The 22,948-nt window shown below is 70.1% G+C and carries 20 protein-coding genes; 10 read left to right on the forward strand and 10 right to left on the reverse strand.

The genetic code is table 11. From position 1 onward, the window contains the following. Nucleotides 1-5: 5 nt before the first annotated feature. Nucleotides 6-1,640: an MmgE/PrpD family protein gene (locus AAFX79_02250; protein MEO1007367.1), complete on the reverse strand. Its 1,635-nt coding sequence runs from the start codon at nt 1,638-1,640 to the stop codon at nt 6-8. A gap of 107 nt (nt 1,641-1,747) precedes the next feature. On the opposite strand from AAFX79_02250, the gene AAFX79_02255 reads away from it, so the two are divergent. After that, entirely contained in the window at nt 1,748-2,053 is a 306-nt protein-coding gene (locus AAFX79_02255) for an HPF/RaiA family ribosome-associated protein (GenBank protein MEO1007368.1), read from the forward strand. Here the strand turns inward: AAFX79_02255 and AAFX79_02260 are convergent, their stop codons facing one another. Further along, nucleotides 2,054-2,920 carry a CPBP family intramembrane glutamic endopeptidase gene (locus AAFX79_02260; protein ID MEO1007369.1) on the reverse strand — a complete coding sequence of 289 codons (867 nt, stop codon included), beginning with the start codon at nt 2,918-2,920 and terminating at the stop codon, nt 2,054-2,056. It lies immediately after the preceding gene. Nucleotides 2,921-3,581: 661 nt separating this feature from the next. Here AAFX79_02260 and AAFX79_02265 point away from each other — a divergent pair. The 6 genes from AAFX79_02265 (at nt 3,582) to hutU (ending at nt 10,026) form a co-directional block, all read left to right on the forward strand. Next, complete coding sequence (locus AAFX79_02265; protein ID MEO1007370.1) at nt 3,582-4,025, forward strand: HIT family protein; 444 nt, start codon at nt 3,582-3,584, stop codon at nt 4,023-4,025. Then, a complete protein-coding gene (locus AAFX79_02270) occupies nt 4,022-4,543 on the forward strand; it encodes a DinB family protein (GenBank protein MEO1007371.1) in 522 nt (173 codons plus the stop codon). Before AAFX79_02265 ends, AAFX79_02270 begins: the two co-directional genes overlap by 4 nt. 158 nt (nt 4,544-4,701) lie before the next feature. Next, nucleotides 4,702-6,138 carry a F0F1 ATP synthase subunit beta gene (gene atpD, locus AAFX79_02275; GenBank protein MEO1007372.1) on the forward strand — a complete coding sequence of 479 codons (1,437 nt, stop codon included), beginning with the start codon at nt 4,702-4,704 and terminating at the stop codon, nt 6,136-6,138. Between the two features lie 27 nt (nt 6,139-6,165). Beyond that, nucleotides 6,166-6,717, forward strand: coding sequence for a hypothetical protein (locus AAFX79_02280; GenBank protein MEO1007373.1), 552 nt, complete (start codon nt 6,166-6,168; stop codon nt 6,715-6,717). Nucleotides 6,718-6,738: 21 nt separating this feature from the next. Continuing rightward, nucleotides 6,739-8,271, forward strand: a complete 1,533-nt coding sequence (locus AAFX79_02285; protein ID MEO1007374.1) for a histidine ammonia-lyase — start codon at nt 6,739-6,741, stop codon at nt 8,269-8,271. Between the two features lie 6 nt (nt 8,272-8,277). Then, on the forward strand, nt 8,278-10,026 hold the full coding sequence (gene hutU / locus AAFX79_02290; protein MEO1007375.1) for a urocanate hydratase: 1,749 nt from the start codon (nt 8,278-8,280) through the stop codon (nt 10,024-10,026). A gap of 6 nt (nt 10,027-10,032) precedes the next feature. Here the strand turns inward: hutU and AAFX79_02295 are convergent, their stop codons facing one another. After that, the gene (locus AAFX79_02295) at nt 10,033-10,707 is read right to left on the reverse strand and encodes a hypothetical protein (protein MEO1007376.1); all 675 of its coding nucleotides are present in this window, start codon (nt 10,705-10,707) and stop codon (nt 10,033-10,035) included. Nucleotides 10,708-10,869: 162 nt separating this feature from the next. Here AAFX79_02295 and AAFX79_02300 point away from each other — a divergent pair, with 162 nt between their 5' ends. The 3 genes from AAFX79_02300 (at nt 10,870) to AAFX79_02310 (ending at nt 13,744) form a co-directional block, all read left to right on the forward strand. Beyond that, nucleotides 10,870-11,673, forward strand: a complete 804-nt coding sequence (locus tag AAFX79_02300; GenBank protein MEO1007377.1) for a hypothetical protein — start codon at nt 10,870-10,872, stop codon at nt 11,671-11,673. A 96-nt stretch (nt 11,674-11,769) separates the two neighbouring features. Next, nucleotides 11,770-12,543, forward strand: coding sequence for an NAD-dependent deacylase (locus tag AAFX79_02305; protein ID MEO1007378.1), 774 nt, complete (start codon nt 11,770-11,772; stop codon nt 12,541-12,543). 31 nt (nt 12,544-12,574) lie between these two features. Then, on the forward strand, nt 12,575-13,744 hold the full coding sequence (locus AAFX79_02310) for an NADP-dependent malic enzyme (GenBank protein ID MEO1007379.1): 1,170 nt from the start codon (nt 12,575-12,577) through the stop codon (nt 13,742-13,744). Here the strand turns inward: AAFX79_02310 and AAFX79_02315 are convergent. The 7 genes from AAFX79_02315 to AAFX79_02345 all read right to left on the reverse strand — a co-directional run bounded on the left by AAFX79_02315 (nt 13,741) and on the right by AAFX79_02345 (nt 22,858). Next, entirely contained in the window at nt 13,741-14,715 is a 975-nt protein-coding gene (locus tag AAFX79_02315) for a UDP-glucuronic acid decarboxylase family protein (GenBank protein MEO1007380.1), read from the reverse strand. The two genes, AAFX79_02310 and AAFX79_02315, sit on opposite strands and share 4 nt — an antisense overlap. After that, entirely contained in the window at nt 14,712-15,734 is a 1,023-nt protein-coding gene (locus tag AAFX79_02320) for an NAD-dependent epimerase/dehydratase family protein (GenBank protein MEO1007381.1), read from the reverse strand. Before AAFX79_02320 ends, AAFX79_02315 begins: the two co-directional genes overlap by 4 nt. A 16-nt stretch (nt 15,735-15,750) precedes the next feature. After that, complete coding sequence (locus tag AAFX79_02325) at nt 15,751-16,434, reverse strand: LysM peptidoglycan-binding domain-containing protein (GenBank protein MEO1007382.1); 684 nt, start codon at nt 16,432-16,434, stop codon at nt 15,751-15,753. Between the two features lie 7 nt (nt 16,435-16,441). After that, a complete protein-coding gene (secD, locus tag AAFX79_02330; GenBank protein MEO1007383.1) occupies nt 16,442-20,062 on the reverse strand; it encodes a protein translocase subunit SecD in 3,621 nt (1,206 codons plus the stop codon). Between the two features lie 34 nt (nt 20,063-20,096). Further along, the gene (gene yajC / locus AAFX79_02335) at nt 20,097-20,576 is read right to left on the reverse strand and encodes a preprotein translocase subunit YajC (GenBank protein MEO1007384.1); all 480 of its coding nucleotides are present in this window, start codon (nt 20,574-20,576) and stop codon (nt 20,097-20,099) included. Nucleotides 20,577-20,666: 90 nt separating this feature from the next. Then, nucleotides 20,667-21,923 (reverse strand): tRNA guanosine(34) transglycosylase Tgt, encoded by a 1,257-nt coding sequence (gene tgt, locus AAFX79_02340; GenBank protein MEO1007385.1) that lies wholly within the window; start codon nt 21,921-21,923, stop codon nt 20,667-20,669. 8 nt (nt 21,924-21,931) lie between these two features. Further along, complete coding sequence (locus tag AAFX79_02345; protein MEO1007386.1) at nt 21,932-22,858, reverse strand: rhomboid family intramembrane serine protease; 927 nt, start codon at nt 22,856-22,858, stop codon at nt 21,932-21,934. Between the last annotated feature and the right edge of the window lie 90 nt (nt 22,859-22,948).

A 22,948-nucleotide genomic window follows, 5' to 3' on the forward strand; every position in this document is an offset into this window, starting at 1 on the left:
TCGGCCTACTCGGCGTCGTCGAAGTCGTCCTTGTACGCCAGGTCGAAGTCGTGCAGGCCGGCGATGTCTTTGGCCGATTTGCTGGCGAGACCCTCGAACCGCTGGACGAGCTGCCCGGGGTTGTTGCCTGCCAGTGCGCCCATCACGCGGAACTTGTTGGCCAGGATGTCGTGCAGGTCGGCGGTGGTGTTGCGTGCGTGGCCCGCGGGATACATCACGAGGCCCGAGTCGTAGGCCTTGCCGTTGTCGTCGGTGATCACCACGCTGGTGGGGATGCCGTCGGGGTAGCGGTCGTCGTACTCCTGGCCGCCGTGCTCGAATTCGATCGTCTCCATGAGCCGGCGGGTGACCGGGTGGTCGATCGCCCTGCGGTCGTAGTCGTACGGCGTGAGGATCAGGTCCTTCCAGTTGGTCCGCTTGGTCTCCAGGGCCTTGCGGATGAGCGTGGAGACGATGTAGACCATGCTGTGGTCGGCCGACTGGCGGGTGCGGGGGTCGCGCTTGGCCGGGTCGCCGATGATGCCGAATGCCGGCTCGTAGGCGACGATCTTGATGGTCTTGATCGCGCCGCCGTCGGCCTGTTCGAGCAGCGACGGATTGGTGTCCAGCAGATCGATGACGGCCTGCAGCGCGCCGGCGCTCTGGTGCTCGTAGAGCCCCAGCTTGAAGTGCATGCCCATGACGGCGAAGTCGTCGCCGGCGCGTCCGAGCACGAGGTCGAAGGGCGACGCGTCGGCCTGCTCGGTGTTGGCGTCGGCGGCGTTGACGGCCTTGAACATCTGGCCCGGCCCCTCGAAGATGCGGAAGATCGCCTCGGGGTTGCGGAAGATGTCGCGCGGGCCGAGGAAGCCGGCCATCGCCCGCTTCATGCTGAGGATGGCGACCTCGGTGCTGATGGCGGCGCTGGCGCCCTTGCTGTCGCTGAGCTGCTTGCCTGCGCGGATGGCCCTGAAGGGAATGTAGTGGGCGACGACCATGCCGATCGCCCGCTCGATCTGCTCGTCGGTGGCGCCGAGCATGGCGCCGAAGACCACGGCACTCGCGATGGCGCCGTGGACGACGTGGTCGACCTTGTAGGTCTTGAGGCTGAAGACCTCGGCCAGCCGGCCGCGGATCTCGTCGAGGCACACCATGCCGCGGAGGGCGTACGCGCCGTCGGCGCCGAGCATCTGAGCGGCGGCGATGGGCACGGCGTAGAAGTCGTTGTGACCGAACTCGCCGGCGGTGTGGCCCAGCCGCGGGTTGTAGCCGAAGTTGGTGCCGTTGCTGTCCCATTCGCGGACGGCGTTGGCGTTGGCGAGGATGGCCTTCTCGGCCTTGACCCGCTGCGATGAGCCGAAGCAGGTCGCGCCGTGGGTGGTCGCCCGGCCGAGGGGCGCCCCGGTATGGCCCTCGGGCACGGCGTACTGGAGGGCCTCGGCTCGCAGGATGGTCGGGGCGTTGGTGCGGAGGGCCAGGGCGCTCAGGCCGCAGAGGCAGGCGTCGGTGAAGAAGAGGTTGGTCCGGTCGAGCACGCTCTGGTCGGGACTGCCGGAGGCCATGAAGTCGATGGCGTAGCGGGCGATGCCCAAGGCTTGGTTGGAGTCGGCGGGCAGGGTGGCGTGCGTGGAGGAGTCGGCGGTGGTCGCGGTCGCGGGCATGATCGGTCTCGGATAGGGTCTCGGACTGGCACCGGAATCAGCGAACCGGCGGCTGCATCCAGCGTACGCCGCGACAACTGGCGCATCGACGCAAGGAGGGAACGCGCATGCACGTCGAGATCAGCTACGCCAACGTCGAGTCGTCGGACGCCCTGGAGCGGCACGTGCACGAGCAGCTCGAGGCCGCCATCGGCCGCTTCGGCGACAAGCTCACGCGGGTCGAGGTCCACCTGGCCGACGAGAACAGCAGCCAGAAGGCCGGCGGCGACGACAAGCGGTGCACGCTCGAGGCGCGGCCTCGGGGGCGGGACCCGATCACCGTCGAGGCCCGGGCCGACGACTACTACCCGGCCGTCCGGGACGCGGCCGGCAAGCTGCGGCGGGCGCTCGCGAGCCGGCTGGAGCGGGACTAGCTAGCCGCTCCCGACGCTCCCCGTGAACACGAACCAGCCCATGCCCGTGAAGAACAGCCACCAGCCGTAGATGGCGTGCTCCATGCCGGCGGCCAGCGTGGACTTCGTGCGGACGTAGGTCCATGCGAACAGGATGCCGCCCGGCAGGGTCACGGCGAAGGCCATCCAGTGCCAGAACATCGCGTGCAGCCACACGAAGGCCAGCACGTTGAGCACGAACAGCACGCGGATGTCGGGGATGATCCGCCGGTAGCGATGGAAGAAGAAGGCGCGGTGCGTGATCTCCTGCGGGTAGGCGCTCAGCCATGGGTAGAAGACCGCGATGGCGATCAGGATGAACGGGGCCTCGCGGGGCAGCCGGAGGAAGGCGTCGATCTCGCGTCCGTCGCGCCCGGTGATGGTCATCACGTCGGTCAGCGTTGAAAGCAGGTAGGCCGCCGAGAGCATGATCACCGCGCCGATGGCGAACAAGCCGAAGATGCGTCGCGCGTCGGCACGGAAGGCCCGCCAGTTCCACAGTTGCTTCGACGGGAACCGCTTGTCGAGCGCGAGCCACAGCCCGAGCAGCGCCCCGGTGATCAGCAGCATCGGCATGAGCACCGAACCCGGCGGGATCGGCGGGTCGGCGAGGAGGTCCAGGCCGACCGCCCGGAACAGCCCATCGAAGCGATCGCTGGGGTTCATGACGGCCGCGATGAGCCCGGGCAGGAAGGCATAGAGGAAGCCCATCTCCAGCCAGAGCCACGCCCGGAGCAGCGGCGCGGGGGTATCGGGCAGCAGGTCGGGCTCAGCCTCGGCGGGCCGGGGCTCGGGATCCGGCGGCGGGTGCGGGACCGGGTATTGTGCAGGGGAGCCGTCATCATCCATGGAGGCCAATCATCGGTCGGTAGGCCCCGGATGGCGTCGCGGTGGCGGATACCCCGCGTGGATCGCGAGCCGTCGCAGGCCCCGCCGTCGCCGGCAGATCGCCGATAATCTCTATTATGTTGAATACGTGGGTTCCTGGCGATGGACCGATCGCGATCGCACCGGGCCTCTCGGGCCGTGTCGTAGCGCGTGGGGAACGCCAGGAACGACGATGCGGAGCTGACTTTGACGCGTCGGGCTAGGTGCCCGAACCGCCGCCGTGGGTTGGCCTTCCCTGGGCGCCGGTCCCCGCGCTGTCGCCGGTACCACCCCCCTGGGTTGATCGTCCGCGGCCATGGCCGGTGCACGCGAGACCGGGCCCACCGCTCGATCCTTCGTCGGCGACGATCCTGTCCGGTCCCCCGCTTGATCCATCCCCGTCGACTGTCCGACCCGGCCCCCCGCTGGAGCCCGTGCCCGCCAGCGAGACGCTTGCGATTCCCAGGATGATGCCGAGTGCGATCCGATGCATGCCGGCCTCCTTGGTCTGGGGTCCCTGGCACTGTGCTATTGGGGCGAAGCGGCCGTCGGTTGCAGCGGTCGTGATTTGCTCCGGGGAGTGGCCACAGTCCCCGGCCGGGCGGCCGAAACCGAGCGAGCGCGACGCCGGCTATCTTGGCGTATGGCCGACACAATCTTCGACAAGATCCTCGCCGGCGAGATCCCGTGCCATCGGGTGTATGAAGATGGGCACGTGCTGGCGTTCCTGGATGTCGCGCCGCTCAGCCGGGGGCACACGCTGGTCATTCCGAAGGAGCGGGCGGCCACGATGGACGCGCTCGGCGACGAGTCGGCGGCGGCGCTCGGGCGGGTGCTGCCGCGGATCTGCCGGGCGGTGCTGCGGGCGACGGGCGCGACAGCGTACAACCTGTTGCAGAACAACGGGGCGGACGCGCACCAGGCGGTGTTCCACCTGCACGTCCACATCATCCCGCGGTATGCGGACAAGGGCGCGGGCGGCGAGCCGGGGGCCGGCCTGGGGATCCGCTGGCCGGCGGGCGAGTTGGCTGATGGCGAGGCGCTCGCGGGCGAGATCCGGGCCGTGCTAGACAGTGCATCGGCGTGACCTCGATCGGGCTCGATCTGCTGCTCGATTCACTCCGGTACGACCGGACCGCCACGCTCGAACTGGCGGCGAGCGTGCCCGAGCCGCACTGCGGCACGCGGGCCGGCGGCGTGGGCCAGACGCCGGCGTGGATCGTCGCCCACTTGCACCTGGCCGACAGCCGCCAGGGCCTGCGGTATGGGGTCGAGCCGGTGTGCGATCTCGATGGCCTGATGCGTGACGTCGGTCCGGCGTCCGACCTCGATCGCGCCGCGGATGCGGTCCGGACGCACTTCGGCGATTGGGCCGGGGCGATTCGTGCCTCGACGGAATCGCACGCCCGATTGCTGGCGGCGATCGCGGCCGCCCCCGAGGAGCTGCTGCTGGGGCCGCACCCGGCCGAGGAGGTCCGCGAGTGGTTCCCGACGCTCGCGCACAACCTGGTGTACGCGGTGTGGCACGAGGGCAACCACGGCGGGCAGCTGCGGGCGTGGATGCACGCGGCTCGGGCGGCGGGGTTGCTGCCCGCCGCGGGCTAGCGCGGAGCGTTGCGATAGAGCGCCATTTGATCGTTCTGGGCCTATCCTGCTCGTTCCGCGATGCGCCCCCACCTCCGGGCGGCGTGTACGGCGGACGTTCGCACCGTTTTCTGGACCGGTTTTGCCCCGCGTGGACGGGGATTCGGAGACCAACCTCCATGGCGCAGGGCACCATCACGCAGGTCATCGGCTCGACGTTCGACGCGCAGTTCGCCGAGAGCGACCTGCCGGACATCTACAACGCCGTCACCGTCGATGCCGAGACGCCGGCGGGCCCGGTGCAGCTGACCGGCGAGGTGCAGCAGCACCTGGGCGGCGGCCGCGTCCGCTGCGTGGCGCTGGGCGGCACCGATGGCCTTCGGCGTTCGATGGCGTGCGAGGACACGGGCCAGCCCGTGACCGTGCCGGTGGGCGAGGGCGTGCTGGGCCGGGTGTTCAACCTGCTGGGCAACCCCATCGACAACAAGCCCACGCCCGAGGGCGTGGGCCGCAAGCCCATCCACCGCGGCTCGCCCGAGTTCACGCAGCTCAACCCCAACACCGAGATCCTGCCCACGGGCATCAAGGTCATCGACCTGCTCTGCCCGTTCGTGCGCGGCGGCAAGATCGGGCTGTTCGGCGGCGCCGGCGTGGGCAAGACGGTGATCATCCAGGAGATGATCGCCCGCGTGGCCCGCGAGTTCGGCGGCTACTCCGTGTTCTGCGGCGTGGGCGAGCGGACGCGCGAGGGCAACGATCTTTGGCTCGAGATGGGCGAGGCCGAGTACACCGACGAGAACGGCAACACCGCCAAGGTGCTCGACAAGGTGGCGATGGTGTTCGGCCAGATGAACGAGCCCCCCGGCGCTCGCCTCCGCGTGGCGTTGTCGGGCCTGACGATGGCCGAGGAATTCCGCGACGCCTCCGGCAAGGAGACGATGATCTTCGTGGACAACATCTTCCGGTTCACGCAGGCCGGCTCGGAGGTGTCCGCGTTGCTGGGCCGCATGCCGTCGGCCGTGGGCTACCAGCCGACGCTGTCGACCGAGATGGGCGAGTTGCAGGAGCGGATCACCTCGACCAGCAGCGGCGCCATCACGTCGGTGCAGGCCATCTACGTGCCGGCCGACGACCTGACCGACCCGGCGCCGGCGACGGCCTTCGCCCACCTCGACGCGTTCGTGGTGCTCGAGCGCTCGATCGCCGAGAAGGGCATCTTCCCGGCCGTCGACCCGCTGGCGTCGACCTCGACGATCCTCGATCGCGCGATCCTGGGCGATCGCCACTACAACGTGAGCCAGCAGGTGCAGCGGATCCTGCAGCGGTACAAGGACCTGCAGGACATCATCGCCATCCTCGGCGTCGATGAGCTGAGCGAGGAGGACAAGCTCATCGTGAGCCGCGCCCGCAAGATCGAGCGCTTCCTTAGCCAGCCGTTCTACGTGGCCGAGGTGTTCACGGGCTTCCCGGGCGTGTACACCAGTCTCGAGGACACGATCGACAGCTTCGAGCGGCTGGTGGCGGGCGAGGGCGACGACCTGCCCGAATCGGCCTTCATGTACGTCGGCACGCTGGATGACGCCAGGGCCAAGGCGGAGAAGATGGCGGCGGGCTGATCCGCGGCCGGGACGATTGGGGGCACGATGATCTTGTCTCGCGCGGCGTGCCGGGCGGCGGCCGGGGCGGTTGCGCTGGGCATGGCGCTCGCGTGCGCCGCGTGCGGGGATGGCGGCACGGCGCTGCCGGCCGGCACGCACCAGGGCATGTCGACCACGCCCGATGTCGCGAGCATCGTTCATGAGGACGTCCGGCTGGAAGAGGCCAGCGTCGGCGTGATAGGGAGTTCGAAGGCCCGCCCCCCCACCTATTCGATGATCGAGCCGCGGGAGGCGTTCCTGCGATGGGACGCCCTGCTCTTCGGCCTGGCCTCCCAGCCCATCGAGTCGCTGGTCGTCGAGGTGCGCTTCGGCGATGCGTCGACCACGATCGACGTGATCCCCGAGGGGATGATGCTGGAAGCCGGAGGGAACCTCGAGGTCGCGATCGCGCTCACTCCCCCGGCAGACATGAGCCACGGCGTTCGGCATGAGGTGCTCGCGGCCCGATTCGCAGATGGCTCGACGTGGGGCGACGCCGCCCTGCTGCCGCCGCCCTCTGGGCAAGCCGGATCGGCCGAAGACCCGTCTGGCGGCTGAACGACGGCCAACGATCGCGGCATGGCCGACGCACTCAAGCTCACCGGCGGTCCCCTCGCCCCATCCGACGTGCTCGCCGTCGCCCGGGGTTCGCGTTTGGTCGCGGTCGCCCCCGCGGTCCGCGATCGACTGATCGCCACGCGGGCGAAGCTGGACGACCTGATCGCCGCGGGAGGCGCCCACTACGGCATCAACACGGGCTTCGGCTCGCTGTCCCGGACGCGCATCGAGCCCGACAAGCTCCGGGAACTGCAGGCCAACCTGATCCGCTCGCACGCGGCGGGCGTGGGCGAGCCGCTGCCCGCCGATGTCGTCCGCGGCATGCTGCTGCTGCTGGCGGCGTCGCTGTGCCGGGGGCACTCGGGCGTGCGGCCGATCGTCGCCGAGACGATCTGTGGCTGGCTGAACGCCGGCCTGACGCCGCGGGTGCCCGGGCTGGGTTCGGTCGGCGCCAGCGGTGATCTCGCGCCGCTCGCCCACGCGGTGCTCGCGATGATGGGCGAGGGCGAGACGCTCGACGGGCGGACGCCGGGGGACGCGGGGGTCGAGGCGCTGGTGCTCGAGGCCAAGGAGGGGCTCGCGCTCATCAACGGCACGCACCTGATGGCGGCCCGTGCGTGCCTGCTGCTGGCCGACTTCGAGCGGCTGACGAACTCGGCGCTCGTGGCCACCGCGATGTCGATCGACGCCTTCCGGGCCACCGACGCCTACCTCGACGAGCGGGGCCACGCCGCCCGCAACCAGCCGGGGGGCATCGACGTCGCCGCCCGGCTGCGGGACCTCATCGGCGGCAGCGCCATCCTCGAGAGCCACCGCACCGACGATCCGCGGGTGCAGGACCCCTACTCGTTCCGCTGCTCCCCGTACGTGCTGGGGGCCGCGGTCGACACCGCAAGGTACGTCCGCGACGCGACGGTGCGCGAGATCGGGGCGGTCACCGACAACCCGCTGCTGTTCGATCGTGGGGATGGGCTGGACGTCGTGAGCGCCGGCAACTTCCACGGCATGCCCGTCGCGCTGCCGCTGGATGCGCTGGCGGTGGCCGTCGCGCACGTCGCGGGCATCGCCGAGCGGCGGGTGTTCGCCATCCTGGCCGCCCGGGACCCCGAGACGCACCTGCTTCCCTACCTCAGCCACGGCCCCGGGCTGCACAGCGGGCTGATGATCGCCCAGTACACGGCGGCCGCCCTCGTCAACGAGTTGGTGCAGCTGTCCCAGCCGGCGAGCCCCATCAACCTGCCCACGAGCGCGGGCATCGAGGACTACAACAGCTTCGGCCCGCGGTCGGCGGCCAAGGCTGCGCGAGGCATCGAGTTGGCCGAGCGGGTGGTCGCCATCGAGCTGGTGTGCGCGGCCGAGGGGCTGGAGTTCCATCGCCCGCTGCGGTCGGGGCGGGGCGTCGAGGCGGCGCACGAGCGGATCCGGCGGGTGGTCCCGCCCTTTGCGGAAGACCGTTCGCCCGCGCCGTCGATCGAGGCGGTGGCCGACCTGGTGCGTGCGGACGCCTTCGGGGATCTGGTCGCGGGCGGGCCGCTGGTGGTCGCTCGCGAATAATCCGGCATGACCGCCGTCAAGTCCTCCGCTGCCAGCACCCCCGCCGCCGCCCGCACCGTTCGCGCCCCGCGTGGCCCCGAGAAGACCTGCCGGACCTGGCAGGCCGAGGCCGCGCTGCGGATGCTGATGAACAACCTCGACCCGGAGGTGGCCGAGCGGCCCGAGGATCTCGTCGTGTACGGCGGGCGGGGCAGGGCCGCCCGGAGCTGGGAGGCCTTCGATGCGATCGTGGCCACGCTGCGGCGGCTGGCGCCCGACGAGACGCTGCTCGTGCAATCGGGCAAGCCCGTGGGCGTGGTCCGGACGCACTCCGACGCGCCGCGGGTGCTCATCGCCAACAGCAATCTGGTGCCCCACTGGGCCACGCAGGCGCACTTCGACGAACTGGAGCGAAAGGGCCTGATGATGTTCGGCCAGATGACGGCCGGCTCGTGGATCTACATCGGCACGCAGGGCATCCTGCAGGGCACCTTCGAGACCTTCGCCCAGTGCGGCCGCGATCGCTTCGGCGGGTCGCTCGCCGGCCGGCTGTGCGTGACGGCTGGCTGCGGGGGCATGGGCGGCGCCCAGCCGCTCGCGATCACGCTCGCGGGGGGCACCTGCCTGATCGCCGACACCGATCGGACCCGTCTCGAGCGCCGCGCGCACGACGGGTATCTCGACGAGGTGGCCGGCGGACTGGATGAGGCCATCGATCGGTCCGTCGAGTGCGCGGGCCGCCAGGAGGCGGTCAGCGTCGGCGTCGAAGCCAACGCGGTCGAGTTGCTCGAGCGGCTGCTGGTGCGCGACGTGCGGGTGGACGTGCTGACCGACCAGACGAGCGCGCACGATCCGCTCGAGGGCTACGTCCCGATCGAGTACACGCATCGCGAGGCCATCGAGGCTCGCAAGGCCGACCCCGCTGGGTATCAGAAGCTGAGCCTGGCGAGCATGGCGCGGCACGTGCGCGCGATGCTGGCGCTGCAGGCCCGCGGCACGGTGACCTTTGACTACGGCAACAACATCCGCCAGCGGGCGCTCGACGAGGGTGTCGCGGACGCCTTCGGATTCCCGGGATTCGTGCCGGCCTACATCCGCCCGCAGTTCTGCCTGGGGCGGGGGCCGTTCCGGTGGGTGGCGCTCTCGGGGGACCCCGTGGACATCTTCAAGACCGACCGGGCGCTGCTGGAGGCTTTCCCGAGGGAGGCCGGCGGCTACAACGAGCGGCTGCACCAGTGGCTGCTTGGCTGCCACGCCAACCCCGGCGCCCTGCTCGCGGGCGACTTCGATGCCTGCGCCCCGCGCTTCGGCTGGCAGGGGCTGCCCGCCCGCATCTGCTGGTTCGGGCTGGGCGAGCGCGATAAGGCCGGCGCGATCTTCAACGACATGGTGGCGCGGGGCGAGGTGTCGGCGCCCATCGTTATCGGGCGGGACCACCTGGATTGCGGCAGCGTGGCGAGCCCCAACCGCGAGACCGAGGCCATGAAGGACGGCACCGACGCCGTCAGCGATTGGGCGATCCTGAACTTCGCGGTGAACGTCGCCAGCGGTGCGAGCTGGACGAGCTTCCACCACGGCGGCGGCGTGGGCATCGGCTTCAGCCAGCACGCCGGGCAGGTGGTCGTCGCGGACGGGACGCCCGAGGCGGCCGAGCGGGTCCGCCGGGTCCTCACCAACGACCCGATGATGGGCGTGTTCCGCCACGCCGACGCTGGCTACGACGAGGCGCTGGCCTGCGCGAGCAAGCAGGGCGTGGACATCCCAGGATCCGAGTAGCCCGGCCTACCGGGCGGCGGCGAGCTGCTCGGTGGACTCTTCCCACCCGACCGATTGGAGGGCCCGGACCCACCGGGTGCGGCAGGACTGCGCCTTCTCGGCCAGCTCGGGATTCTTGGATCGCTTGCCGCCGGTGATGGACCACCACCAGCAGCGCCAGACCGGCACGTCGAGGTCGACGGCCAGATCGGCGACCTGGGCATCCGAGAGATCGGCGAGGGGGGTATCGATCGCAAACGACGCCGCGTCGGTCGCGTCCAGCATGATCAGGCGTGCGACGAGCACCGCGCGATCGAGTTCGCGGGCGAGCGTCTCGACGGTCGGCTGGTCGCCGGGGGCCCGATCGGCGTTCGGCTCGGCGTCGAGGGCCATCCAGGGCGACACGAGGCGGCGATCGCCGTGGTCGGCGGCCGCGCGGGCGGCGGCGAGCAGGGCCGCCGTGCGGGCGGCCGCCGAGGTCGGCGTCGACGAAGGTGCGAGTCGACTCTCAAGAACGTCCAGTCCTATGGCCTCTGCGGCGGCCCGAAGCGTGGGACCGAGGGCATCGGCCGCCCCCCGGTGCGGGGGCGTGGGCAGGACGGCGGCCGACCCGGTCTGGCCGGCCTCATCGCGGGCGAGGCTGGCGGCCACGAGGCTGGGCAGGTCGCCGTCGAAGAGCACGAGCGTGGAGGGACTCGACATGGGGGCATTATCGGCCTCGATGGCGGGCCGGGCACAGGCGGCTGCGGATTTCGATTCGCCGCGTGCCAGGCTGCATTCATGTTTTTCGGTCCGCTTGCTGGCGTCGCGGCGATCCGGTGGCATGTTCATCCTGGAGACAAACCGCAGACCGGGAGTGAGAGCATGCACGGACAGCTTACTTTGCGGATTTCGGCGCTGGCGGGCACCCTTGCGGTCGCCGGTAGCGCCCTCGCGCAATACGACATCGGCGACTCCTGGCACCGCCAGACCGACTGGGCGCCCGGCACGCTGCCGGGCACGACCGCCGGCAACCCGTCGCCGGGCTTCGACGGCATACCAGTCTGGAGCCACGAGGCCGTGGCAGGTGGCGGTGGACTCGACGCGGATACCCCGTGGTACGCCCAGCCGTCGACGCAGCTGAGCTGGGATACCAACTGGTGGACGACCGGCCAGTCGGGCTGGACCAACGGCGAGGACGTCAACCCGCCGATCTTCCAGGATCGGATGGTGCATCACGCCGCCAACCAGGGATTTAACGACGTGCCGCTGGTCCGCTGGCTTGTGCCCGGCACCGAGGACATCGCCGTCGACATCGATGGCACCCTCAGCGTGCTGTGGACGGGCGAAGACTTCATCGGCACCGACCGCGACGTCGAACTGGTCGTGGCTCGCGACAACGGCGATGGCACGATCGACGTGCTGTTTTCCGACCGCGTGAACAAGCCGAACCCGCTCGATACGGTCGGCGACACCATGGATAGCAACGTAGACCTGAACACCGTCCTGCTCGACAGCGATGATTCGATCATCATCTCGGGTCGCGCGGTGGACAGCACCGGCCGCCGCGGCCACTGGATGGCGATCTCCGATGATCTGACCATCGAGGTCGTGCCCATCCCGGCGCCCGCGTCGATCGCCCTACTGGGCCTCGGCGGCCTGGCCGCCCTCCGTCGCACGCGGCGGTAGTCCGAACGCCCGCACTGCGGGTGCACATGCTCGATCCCACTGAAGGCTCCGCCCTGGACGCATCCAGGGCGGAGTTTTCTCTATGATCGCCCTGGAATGGACGGCTCGACGATCGAGAGCGTTGCATCGCTGCTGGCGGCCGCCCGCCGCCCGTGCGTGCTGACCGGCGCGGGCGTGTCCGCCGAGAGCGGCATCGATACGTTCCGGCAGCCCCAGACCGGCCTGTGGGCCCGCTACGACCCCATGGAGCTGGCCCACATCGATGCGCTCGAGCGCGACCCCGAGACGGTCACGCGGTGGTACCACTGGCGGTTCTCGCGGTGCGCCGACGCCCAGCCTAACCCGGGCCATCGGGCACTCGCGGCGCTGCAGCGGGCCAAGCGGGCCGAGGGCGGGGACGTCTCCATCCTCACCCAGAACATCGACGGCCTGCATGCCCGCGCGGGCGCTCGCGACGTCGTGGAACTGCACGGCTCCATCCTACGGTGGCGGTGCTCGAGCACGGGCGCGGAGCGATCCATCGAGGAGGTCGACTTCTCGGCATTCCCGCCGCGGTCCGAGGCGGGCGGCGTGCTCCGGCCGTGCATCGTGCTGTTCGGCGAGATGCTGCCGGCGGCGGCGATCGAGGCAGCGGACGCGGCGGTGGCGGCCTGCGATGTGTTCCTCTCGATCGGCACGAGCGCCGTGGTGTACCCCGCGGCGGGCTACATCGAGTCAGCCGTCGCGCGAGGCGTCCCTAGCATCGAGATCAATCCCGAGGCGACACCGCTGAGTGGCCTGGTGACCCACGCCCTGCGGGGGTCGTCGGGCGAAGTCCTGCCCGCGCTGCTCGGCGAGATCGGGATCGACGCCGAGGCCGGCCCACGCTAGCTGGCGTCCAATCGCAGGAGGCGACCCGCGCATGCCAGACTTCAACGCCCGGTCCGTCGAGCTGCACGAGCGGCACCGCGGCAAGATCGAGACCGGCGTGAAGGTGCCGCTGGCGTCCGCGGACGACCTGTCGATCGCCTACACGCCGGGCGTCGCCGAGCCGTGCAAGCGGATCGCCGCCGACCCGGGGAGGTCCTTCGACCTGACCTGCCGCGGCAACACGGTGGCGATCCTGACAGACGGGTCGGCGGTGCTCGGGCTGGGCAACATCGGGCCGGAGGCGGCCATGCCCGTGATGGAGGGCAAGGCGGCGCTGTTCAAGGAGTTCGCCGGCGTCGATGCCTGGCCCATCTGCGTGGGCACCCAGGACGCCGCCGAGATCATCTCGCTCGCGCGGTTGCTGGCGCCGACGTTCGGCGGCATCAATCTGGAGGACATCGCCGCTCCCCGCTGCTTCGAGATCGAACGCGAATTGCAGGACCTGGGCATCCCGGTCTTCCACGACGATCAGCACGGCACGGCCATCGTGCTGCTGGCCGGCCTGATCAACGCGGCCAAGCTGGTCGGCAAGGAGCTGACCGATCTGTCCGTGGTGATCTCGGGCGCGGGCGCGGCGGGCACGGCGATCGCCCAGCTGCTGCGGTGCGTCAACCAGGACCCCGAGCTGTGCGTGCCGGTGCGGGATGTCGTCGTCTGCGACTCGCGGGGCGCCATCCACGCGGGCCGCGAGGGGCTGAGCCCCGAGAAGGCGGCGGTGCTGGCCTATACCAATCGCACCGGCCGGTCGGGCAGCGTGCACGAGGTGCTGGAGGGCGCCGACGTGTTCATCGGCGTCAGCGTGGGCGGCCTGCTCGACGCCGACGACGTGAAGCGGATGAACGTCGACCCGATCATCCTCGCCATGGCGAACCCCGAGCCGGAGATCCTGCCCGACGTTGCGAGGGCGGCCGGCGCGGCGATCGTGGGCACGGGCCGCAGCGACTTCCCCAACCAGGTCAACAACGTGCTGGCGTTCCCGGGGATCTTCCGCGGCGCGCTGGACGTTCGTGCGCCACGGATCACGGCAAAAATGAAGCTGGCGGCCGCGTTCGCGCTGGCCGACGCCGTGGGCGAGGCAACGCCCGAGCGAATCCTGCCGGACCCGCTGGATCGTTCGGTGCCGCCGCTGGTGGCCAGGGCCGTGGCCGAGGCGGCACGCTAGTAGTTCGGCGTCGGCGCCCGGAAGCTCGAGATGTCGATCGATCGGAAGTAGGCGATCGTCTTCTCGAGGCCTTCTCGCAGCGGCACGGTCGGCTCCCAGCCCAGCTTCGACTTGGCGAGCGTGATGTCGGGCTGCCGCTGCTTGGGGTCGTCGGTCACGGCCTCGCGGAACTCCAGCGTCGACGACGAGCCGGTGAGCTCCAGCACCTGCTCGGCCAGCTCGCGAATGGTGAACTCGCCCGGGTTGCCGATGTTCACCGGCCCGGGGAAGTCGTCGGGCCCGTGCATCATGCGGTAGATGCCCTCGACCAGGTCATCGATGTACTGGAACGAGCGGGTCTGCGAGCCGTCGCCGTAGATCGTGATGGGTTCGCCCTGGATCGCCTGGCGGATGAAGTTGGACACGACGCGGCCGTCGAGCGGGTGCATCCGCGGGCCGTAGGTGTTGAAGATCCGCACGACCTTGATCCGCACGCCGTTCATGCGGTGGTAGTCGAAGAAGAGCGTCTCGGCGGCCCGCTTGCCCTCGTCGTAGCAGGCGCGGGGGCCGATGGGGTTGACGGCCCCGCGGTAGCTCTCGGGCTGGGGATGCACCTCGGGGTCGCCGTAGACCTCGCTGGTGGAGGCCTGGAGGATGCGGGCCTTGCAGCGCTTGGCCATGCCCAGCATGTTGATGGCGCCCAGCACGCTGGTCTTCATGGTCTTGATGGGGTTGTACTGGTAGTGGCCCGGGGCGGCCGGGCAGGCGAGGTTGTAGATCTCGTCGACCTCGAGGAAGACCTCCCGCGTCACGTCGTGGCGGACGAGCTCGAAATTGTGCCGGTCGAGCAGGTGGTCGACGTTGGTCTTCTGGCTCGTGAAGAAGTTGTCGAGGCAGATGACGTCCTGGCCGGCGTCGACCAGCCGCTCGCACAGGTGCGAGCCGACGAAGCCGGCGCCGCCGGTCACCAGGATGCGTTTGGTCTGGCTCAAGCCGGTCCCCCACTCGTCTCGTGCCGCTTGCGCAGGTAGGCCGCGTAGCCCTGGAGTGCCTCGATCGGGTCGTGCCCGGGCTCCCAGCCCAGGCCGGCCTTCGTTTCGCTCATATCGGCCAGCGTGAAGCTCTGGTAGAACCGCGCGATGTCGGCGGGCATCTCGATGTACTCGGTCGGCAGCTCGCCCGACGCGATGCCGAGGCCCTCGCGGACGGCATCGACCACTTGATTGAACGTCGTGGCCCTGCCCGAGCCCAGGTTGTAGATGCCGGGCTTGGGCGTGGGGTTCTCGCCCAATCCCGCGGCGTGGAGGACGCAGTCCACGACGTCGTCTACGTAGACCTGGTCGCGGGCCTGCCCGCCGTCGGCGAAGATCGCGGGCCGCTCGCCCCGGAGCATCTGCTGCGCGAGCTTGTAGGCCATCGAGGCCATCTTGCCCTTGGCCGATTCGCCGGGACCGAACACGTTGAAGAAACGCAGGCCGACGATGTGCGCGTCGGGATGCTCGCGCTGCACGCGGCGGTGCTGGTTCTCCATCACCCACTTGCTGAATCCGTAGATATTGTCGGGCGTGCCGGCTGCGTCGAGCGGAAAGGGCCGGCTCGATGCGGCCTCGCCGGGGGTGCCGTAGGTTGCGGCGCTCGAGGCGTAGACGAGCCTCGAGCCCGACTCGACGCAGATGGCCAGCAACTCGTCCCAGCCGTCACCCGAGTTGGCATCGAGCATCTCGGCTTGGTCATCGATCGTCGTATCCGTGATCGCCGCCATGTGCAGCACCGTTGCCCGCTCGCTCGCGTCCAGCCGGAAGGCGGCTTCGTTCCAGCCCGCGGCGTGCACGTCGCAGCTCACCGCGCCCACATTCCGGCGCTCGTAGGCCTCGATGAGGTTGGCAAACGAACCAGCGCGGAAGTCGTCGAGGCACGCAACGCGAGCCCCCGGCGCCCGGCGTGCGATCTCCGCGCAGAGATTCGCGCCAACGAACCCTGCGCCACCGGTTACGACGTACAGATCCGCCATCACTCCAGCCTATGCCCTACTCGGGCTTGGGCGGGATGTGCAGCACCTGGCCCTCGCGGATCGCGTCGATCGAGCGGAGACCCAGCCGCCGTCGGTTGAACTCGTAGAGGAACCGGGCATGGCGGGTCGTGCCGTACTGGTCCTGGGAGATCTTCGAGAGCGAGTCTTTGGGCCGCACGCGGTACTCCACGTAGGCCACCGGCTCGGGGCGGGCGGCGGGTGCGGGCGGGAGCGGGTCGCCGGCCGCGTCGAGCACCCGGCCCTGGATGTTGCCGGGGTCGCGGGGCACCCGCCAGACCTGGCCGGCCTGCACGCGGTTGGGGTCCTTGAGCGGGTTGGCCCGGGCGATGGGCTCCCACAGGGCGCTGTTGCCGTAGTAGCGGCGGGCCAGATCGCCCAGCGTGCGGTCGCGCTCTGTCACCACGTGTTCGTCGAACTCTGGCGGCACGAGCCGGGGCTCGTCGGGCGGGGTATCGACGGCCGGAAGGTCGGCGGAGATCGGTGGCTCGGCGGTGAGCGTCGCAGGGGGTATCTCGGAGGCGACTGCCGGCTCGGGATCGGCCTCGGGCGGGGCCGAGGCCAGCACGACCGGCGATTCGCGGTGCGCGGGCCAGGCCCAGTAGGCGACGTTCCACAGCGCGGCCAGGGCGAGCAGGCCCACGGCCGCCCGGCGGGTCGTATTGGTGGAGCCCCCGGCCATCCTTCGGTTACATCGGCTGGGGAGCCCCCGGGCCTGCGGCGGAAGGACCGATGCCGGCCGCACCAGGGTCGTCGGCCGGCTTGGCCGTCGGGTCGGCCTTGCGGGACCACACGAGGGGCGCGGCGATGGCGATCGAGGAGTAGGTGCCCACGATCACGCCGATGAGCAGGGCGTAGGCGAACGGCCGCAGGCCCTCGCCGCCCAGCACGTACAGCGTGCCCACCGCGAAGAGCGTGGTGCCCGAGGTGATCACCGTGCGGCTGATGGTCTGGTTGATCGAGAGGTTGATGACCCGCTTGCCGGCGTAGGGCAGCTTGCCGCGGTTCTCGCGGATGCGGTCCATGATGATGATCGTGTCATTGAGCGAGTAGCCGATGATCGTCAGGATGGCGGCCACGGTGTTGAGGTCGATGCGGAAGGGCAGGATGTTGAGCGCCTGCGCGATGTCCTCGGTGACGGCGAACTCGTAGGCGACCTCGGCGGCCGCAATCAGCCCCAGCGCGATCAGCACGTCGTGCAGCAGCGTCAGGATGGCGGCGACCGAGTACCGCACCGAGCCGAAGCGGACCCAGATGTAGATCGTGATCAGCACGAAGCTGAGCACGACGGCGAAGGCCGCCTTGGCGCGGAAGCTGCCGGCGATGGCCGGGCTGAAGCTGTTGACGCTCGCGAGCGTCGTCGGCACGGCGAGGGCCTCGCGGACGATGGTCCACTCGGTCTGGCCGACGTCCTGCCACCAGCGGTCGCGGTCGGCGAAGTAGCTGACGCCCTGGTCGACGACGAGCACAACGGCGGCCTGCACGCTTCCGTCCGGGTGCCGCTCGAGCACGCGGATCTCCCGCTCGCGGCCGAGCGTCTCGGAGAACTGGCTCTGGCCGCGGAGCTGGTCGAGGCGTTCCTCGATGCCGGCGATGGTCTCGCCCGGCTCGAGGCCCGCGATGACGATGGCCGCACCGCCGATGTAGGCGCCCACGTCGTCGCGGTACTGCGGCTGGCGGATGTGGGCCCCGAGCGGCTCGGGGCCGGCGATGGGGAACACCGGGCCGGCGCGTGCGTTCTCCTCGTCCCGCTGGTCGAAGGCCAGCGGCGGGCGGACGTCCAGCACGTCGTCGAAGACCGGAACGATCGCCTCCTGCAGCAGCTCGGAGTTGGTCACGAGCGTCTTGATCTGGAAGGTATCGCTGGTGACGCCGTCGGCTTGCGGATCGAAGGGCAGCACGTCGGCCTGCTTGAGCAACTCCAGCGGGTCGCCCTCGGAAGCCGCCTCGCCCAGCCCCTGGACGCGATCGAGAACGTCCTTGCGGGTCATGGTGAAGGGCTCGTCGGTTTCGGGGTTGATGCCGAACTTCAGGACGACCTGGGTGCCGCCGACGAACTCGGTGTCGAGCATCTTCTCGCCCTGCCGGACGATCATCAGTATGCCGAAGGAGATGCCGATCAGCGAGATGGCCGCGGGGATGAACCGCAGGCCCATCCAGTTGATCCTGGGCTCGAGCACCCGCTCGATGACCGGGACGGCGGTAGGCAGCATCGAGGTGGCCTTCTGGCCCAGCGCCTTGAAGCTCAGGTCGTCGATCATCAGCGAGAGGATCAGCCGGCTGATGATCAGGGCCGAGATCATGGTGCACACCACGCCGATGCCCAGCGTGATGGCGAAGCCCTTGACCTCCTGGGTGCCCACGCCGCCCAGCACGACGCAGACGATGAGATTGGTGATGTTGCCGTCGACGATGGACGACAGCGCCTTCTGGTAGCCCAGCTTGGCGGACTGCGCCAGGTCGAGGCCCTTGCGGAGTTCCTCGCGGATGCGCTCGAAGATCAGCACGTTGGCGTCGACGGCCATGCCGAAGGTCAGCACGACGCCCGCGATGCCGGGCATGGTGAAGGCCGACTGGTTGTGGGCCATCGCGCCCAGGATCAGGGCGGCGTTGCAGGCCAGCGCGATCACCGCGATCAGGCCGTAACCGAAGTAGTAGATGACCATGAAGATGCTGACGGCGATGAGGGCAAAGACGCCGGCGTTCATGCCGTCTTCGAGGTTGTCCTGGCCCAGGCTGGGCCCGATGGTCGTCTCGCTGATGGGCTCGGGTGAGAGCCTCGCCTGCAGCGAGCCGGCGTTGAGCACCTGGATGATGTAGCGGAGCTCTTCCTGGGAGAAGTCGCCCTCGATCTGGCCGTTTGAAGAGATGCGGCCGCGGAGCCTGGGCGCGGTGATGACGCGATCGTCGAGGACGACGGCCATGTTCTCGCCGACGTGCTCGCCGGTCAGCTCACCGAGCTGCTGGGAGCCCAGGGCGTCCATCTGGAAGACGATCGCCGGTCGGCCCAGGCTGTCGGAGCCGGTGTAGGAGCGGGTGACCTGCCAGTCGCCCTCGGAGCTTGTCAGCCGGTTGCCGACCTGGTCCCACGCGAGCATCCAATACTGGCCGTCGTACTCCTCGACGACGAAGCCGCGGTTGGTGAAGTAGCCCGGCGCGTTCTCGGTGATGGCCCGCAGGTCGTCGACGGACTCGAACCAGTTCTCGATCTTGGCAATCCGAAGCCAGACGGCGCCCTCGGGCGAGGCGTTCCGCGGGCCGACCTCCTGGAGCTGCTCGCGGAGGGCGGTCTCGTCCTGCCGCGTGTTGGGGTTGACGGTGATGCGGAAGTCCAGCTCGCCCGCGCCCCGCAGCAGCCGCTTGAGGTCCTGGGGGTCGTCGAGCGAGCGACGCTCCGACGTGTAGGCGTCGTAGGCGGCACTGATCTCGTCGAGCTCCCGCTGGAGCGCGGTGGCGTCGGCGGCCGGCGCGCCGTCGTCCTGCTCGCCGGACTCTCCGCTCAGGCTCCCCGCAATGCTCTCGTCGGCCTGCTGCTGCTCGATGTCCCGGCCGCCCGCACGGGCATAGAGCGCCCGCCAGGCCCGCTGGAACGGGCTGGGCAGCTCGACCGCTCGGTCGGTCTGCTCGTCGATCTTGCGGGTGGTCTCGCGGGACAGCTCGAGTATGCGGCGGACCTCCTCGGGCCGCACCGCCAGCTCCAGCGCCTCGTCGCGGGCCGCTTCGTAGTCCAGCTCGGCGATGGCGGCGTTGGCTTCGAGGCGGTCGACGTCGTCCTGCGGCGGATCCTCCTGGCCCAGGATCCCTCGGTAGGCGGCGTCGGCCTCGGCGAGGCGGTCGTACGCGGCGGCCGCGGCCTCCAGCCGATCGGCAAGCTGCGGATTGCGCTCGCGGATCGAGGCGATCGACCCCCTCCGCTGGTCGGCCGGCTCGGCAACGAGCCGCTCGAGCCGCGTGGGATCGATGGTGTAGCCGCGGAGGTCGTCGAGCCTGGTCTCGAAGTCGGCGCGGAGGCCCTTGACGCGATCCGAGGGCAGCGGCATCGTGATCTCGATGCGGTCGCGGCCGACCGGCACGATCGAGATGTCCAGCTGGTTGGTCGGGTCGATCCGCTGCTTGAGGACCGTGATGAGCTGGTTGAGCGTGTCCTCGGCGTTCTGGCCCGGATCGATCTGCACCGAATAGGTGAGCGTGACGCCGCCGGCCAGGTCCTTGCCGGTGCGGAGCTTCTCGGCGGGGGGCATGAACCCGTAGATCGCGAAGGCGAGCAGCGCCATCGCGAGCAGGGCCCATCCGAGTCGGTTGCGCATCATGGTCGTCGGATTCCTCTCGAGCCGATCGCTCGTCTCAGGCGTCGCTCTCGGCCTCGGCCTCGGACTTGCCCGTGCTCCGCGAGGAGAGCACCTGCTGGATGGCCGACCGCGAGACCTTGATCTTGGTCTGGCCCGAGTCGTCGGCCTTCAGGATGACCTCGTCGGTGCGGATCTCGGCCACCGTGCCGATGATGCCGCCGATGGTCTGCACCTTGTCGTTGCGGGCCAGGGCGTCGAGCATCTGCTGGCGTTCCCGCTGCTCCCGCTTGGCCTTGCGGCCGCTGGTGAAGATGAGCACCAGCATGAAGGCCACGCCGCCGAAGAGCAGGATCTCGAAGGGACCGATGCCCTGCCGCGGCGGCGGTCCGCCTGCGCCCGCGGCCGGATCCACGGTCCCCGCCTCGCCCGTGGTCTCGCTGCCGGCGGGCTGGTCGCCGGCGAGGGGCGAGCCGTCCTGGAACGCGAGGGTGAGCGGGATGGCGGGCAGCGCGAGGGCGTCGGCGGTGGCATCCAAGGTGGCAACATCCTGTCGTTCGGCGTGCCGGCCGAGCGGTGCCCGGCGGCCGCGGGCGGTCCATGAGCCGCATCCAGAGAAGAACTGGCCCTACGCGGGAACACGCGGGCCGGCATCGTAAGCGGCCGGCGGGATGCCCGCCGCCGCCGAGGGCCAGCGTTTCGCGAAGGCGGCCCAGTCCTCGCGGCGGATCGTCTCGCGGAGGTCGATCATCAGCCGCTGGAAGAACCGCAGGTTGTGCATCGAAACCAGGATCGGGCCGAGCATCTCGCGGGCCATGAACAGATGCCGTATATACGCCCGGCTGTGGTGGCTCCCTCCGCCGACCAGCGGCCGGCAGGCGGGGCAGTCGCAGCGCTCCTCGAGCGGCCCATCGTCCTCGGCGAATCGCGCGTTGCGGAGGCGGATCTGGCCATCGGCGACGAAGGCGTTGGCGTTGCGGCCGTTGCGGGCGGGCAGCACGCAATCGAACATGTCCACGCCCGCGCACACCGCCGCGACGATGTCCCGCGGGTACCCCACGCCCATCAGGTAGCGGGGCTTCGCGTCGGGCAGCATGGGCGCGGTGTGCCGGACGACCTCGGCGATCTCTTCGCTGGTCTCGCCCACGCTCACCCCGCCGATGGCGTAGCCCGGGAGGTCGATCGCCGTCACCCGCTGAGCCGACCATGCCCGCGCGTCGGGATCGGTGCCGCCCTGCACGATGCCGAAGAGCGCCTGCGCAGCGCGCCGCTCGTGCGCCGCCACGCAGCGCTCCAGCCAGCGGATCGTCCGCTCGTTGGCGAGCTTGAGCCGTGCGGCGTGGTCGTAGCCGTTGCGGCGGGCGTCGCGGGCGTGGGCGGCCTGGAGCTTGAGCCGCGTCTGGGATTGCGGGCCGGCGGCGATGTCGACCGCGGGCGGGCAGTCGTCGAAGGCCATGATGATGTCGGCGCCGATCTGGTTCTGGATCCGCATCGACACCTCGGGCGTCATGCGGAGTTCGCCCCCGTCGACGATGGACCGAAAGGTCACGCCGTCCTCGTCGACGGCGTTGGTGTCGGCCATGGAGTAGGCCTGGTAGCCGCCCGAGTCGGTCAGGATCGGGCCGTCCCAGTTCATGAAGCGGTGCGCGCCGCCCATCCGCTCGATGAGATCGGGACCGGGGCGGAGCCACAGGTGGTAGGCGTTGTTGAGCACGACCTGGACGCCGATCGCGCGGAGCTGGTCGATCGAGAGGCCCCGGACCGTGCCGCGGGTGCCAACGGTCATGAAGGCGGGCGTGTCGAACGGCCCGTGCGGCGTGTGCACCACGCCCGCGCGCGCGAACGTCGACGTGCTCCGGGCGTGGATCTCGAGCCGGACGGCCATCGCGGAGGCTACGGCCGGCGCTGGCTGCGGGTCGCCCGGCTGAGGGCGTCGCGTTCGGCGTCGCTGAGGCTGCCGGCGCCGCGGTCGCTGATCTTCTTGAGGATGCGGTCGACCTCGGCGTCGCTCGGGGCATCGACGGCGTCGCTGCCGGCGAGCCTGAGGTTGCCCCCCCCCCGCCGTCGCCGCCCGCCGCGGGTCTTGGCGGCCCCCTTGGGCTTGCGGGAGTCGCCCAGCACGTCGAAGAAGTCGATCAGGTGGTGGCTGTTGCGGATGAAGTACCAGCCCGCGGCCGCGCCGCCGAGATGGGCCGCATTGCCGCCGGCGTTGCTCGCGCCGAAGACCAGCAGCGCAACCGTGATGGCGACGTAGCCATAGGCGAAGGTCGACATCTTCATGGGGATGGGCGGGAACAGCAGCTGGATGCGGGCGTTGGGCGCGATGTAGGCGCAGGCCATGACGACGCCGAAGACGCCCGCGGATGCGCCCACGAGCGGCGTCGAGGGATCGTTGAACAGCAGGCCCGGAAGCTGGATGTTCAGCACCGATCCCAGCAGGTTGAGCAGGAGGTAGAACAGCGCTCCGGCGATGCCGCAGACGAGGTAGAACGCGAGGTACTTCTTGGCACCGAGCTGGTCCTCGACGAGCCGGCCGAGCATGAACAGGCCGATCATGTTGAAGGCCAGATGGTAGATTCCACCGTGCAGGAACTGGAACGTGACGAAACGCCAGAACTCGAGGAATGGCAGGAAGACCCGCTCCGTCGAGAAGTACCCGTACACGAACATCGGGGCGAACAGGACCGGCGCGAGATAGCGCATGAGCTCTATCGCGACATTGATGATGATCAGCCACAGCGTCGCCGACAGCCGAAAGCCCGGCGCGGGCCCGCCGCGGGGCGGGTCGGCCTGCATGTAGTCGCGGTCGTGCAGCCCCATGGCGCTCCTGGTGTTGCCGCGGTGGTGCGCGGCCGGTTCCGCCGGATTGTTCGGCGATCGTCCGCCGGCGTATCGCGGCCCCTGGCTTAT

The sequence above is a fragment of the Planctomycetota bacterium genome (assembly GCA_039819165.1).
Lineage (GTDB): Bacteria > Planctomycetota > Phycisphaerae > Phycisphaerales > UBA1924 > JAHCJI01.

Bases quoted from the DNA above. Each gene is read 5' to 3' on its own strand.
- AAFX79_02250 (MEO1007367.1), bottom strand. From the start codon at position 1,640: ATGCCCGCGACCGCGACCACCGCCGACTCCTCCACGCACGCCACCCTG.
- AAFX79_02255 (MEO1007368.1), top strand. From the start codon at position 1,748: ATGCACGTCGAGATCAGCTACGCCAACGTCGAGTCGTCGGACGCCCTG.
- AAFX79_02260 (MEO1007369.1), bottom strand. From the start codon at position 2,920: ATGGATGATGACGGCTCCCCTGCACAATACCCGGTCCCGCACCCGCCG.
- AAFX79_02265 (MEO1007370.1), top strand. From the start codon at position 3,582: ATGGCCGACACAATCTTCGACAAGATCCTCGCCGGCGAGATCCCGTGC.
- atpD (MEO1007372.1), top strand. From the start codon at position 4,702: ATGGCGCAGGGCACCATCACGCAGGTCATCGGCTCGACGTTCGACGCG.
- AAFX79_02280 (MEO1007373.1), top strand. From the start codon at position 6,166: ATGATCTTGTCTCGCGCGGCGTGCCGGGCGGCGGCCGGGGCGGTTGCG.
- AAFX79_02285 (MEO1007374.1), top strand. From the start codon at position 6,739: ATGGCCGACGCACTCAAGCTCACCGGCGGTCCCCTCGCCCCATCCGAC.
- hutU (MEO1007375.1), top strand. From the start codon at position 8,278: ATGACCGCCGTCAAGTCCTCCGCTGCCAGCACCCCCGCCGCCGCCCGC.
- AAFX79_02295 (MEO1007376.1), bottom strand. From the start codon at position 10,707: ATGTCGAGTCCCTCCACGCTCGTGCTCTTCGACGGCGACCTGCCCAGC.
- AAFX79_02300 (MEO1007377.1), top strand. From the start codon at position 10,870: ATGCACGGACAGCTTACTTTGCGGATTTCGGCGCTGGCGGGCACCCTT.
- AAFX79_02305 (MEO1007378.1), top strand. From the start codon at position 11,770: ATGGACGGCTCGACGATCGAGAGCGTTGCATCGCTGCTGGCGGCCGCC.
- AAFX79_02310 (MEO1007379.1), top strand. From the start codon at position 12,575: ATGCCAGACTTCAACGCCCGGTCCGTCGAGCTGCACGAGCGGCACCGC.
- AAFX79_02320 (MEO1007381.1), bottom strand. From the start codon at position 15,734: ATGGCGGATCTGTACGTCGTAACCGGTGGCGCAGGGTTCGTTGGCGCG.
- AAFX79_02325 (MEO1007382.1), bottom strand. From the start codon at position 16,434: ATGGCCGGGGGCTCCACCAATACGACCCGCCGGGCGGCCGTGGGCCTG.
- secD (MEO1007383.1), bottom strand. From the start codon at position 20,062: ATGATGCGCAACCGACTCGGATGGGCCCTGCTCGCGATGGCGCTGCTC.
- tgt (MEO1007385.1), bottom strand. From the start codon at position 21,923: ATGGCCGTCCGGCTCGAGATCCACGCCCGGAGCACGTCGACGTTCGCG.
- AAFX79_02345 (MEO1007386.1), bottom strand. From the start codon at position 22,858: ATGGGGCTGCACGACCGCGACTACATGCAGGCCGACCCGCCCCGCGGC.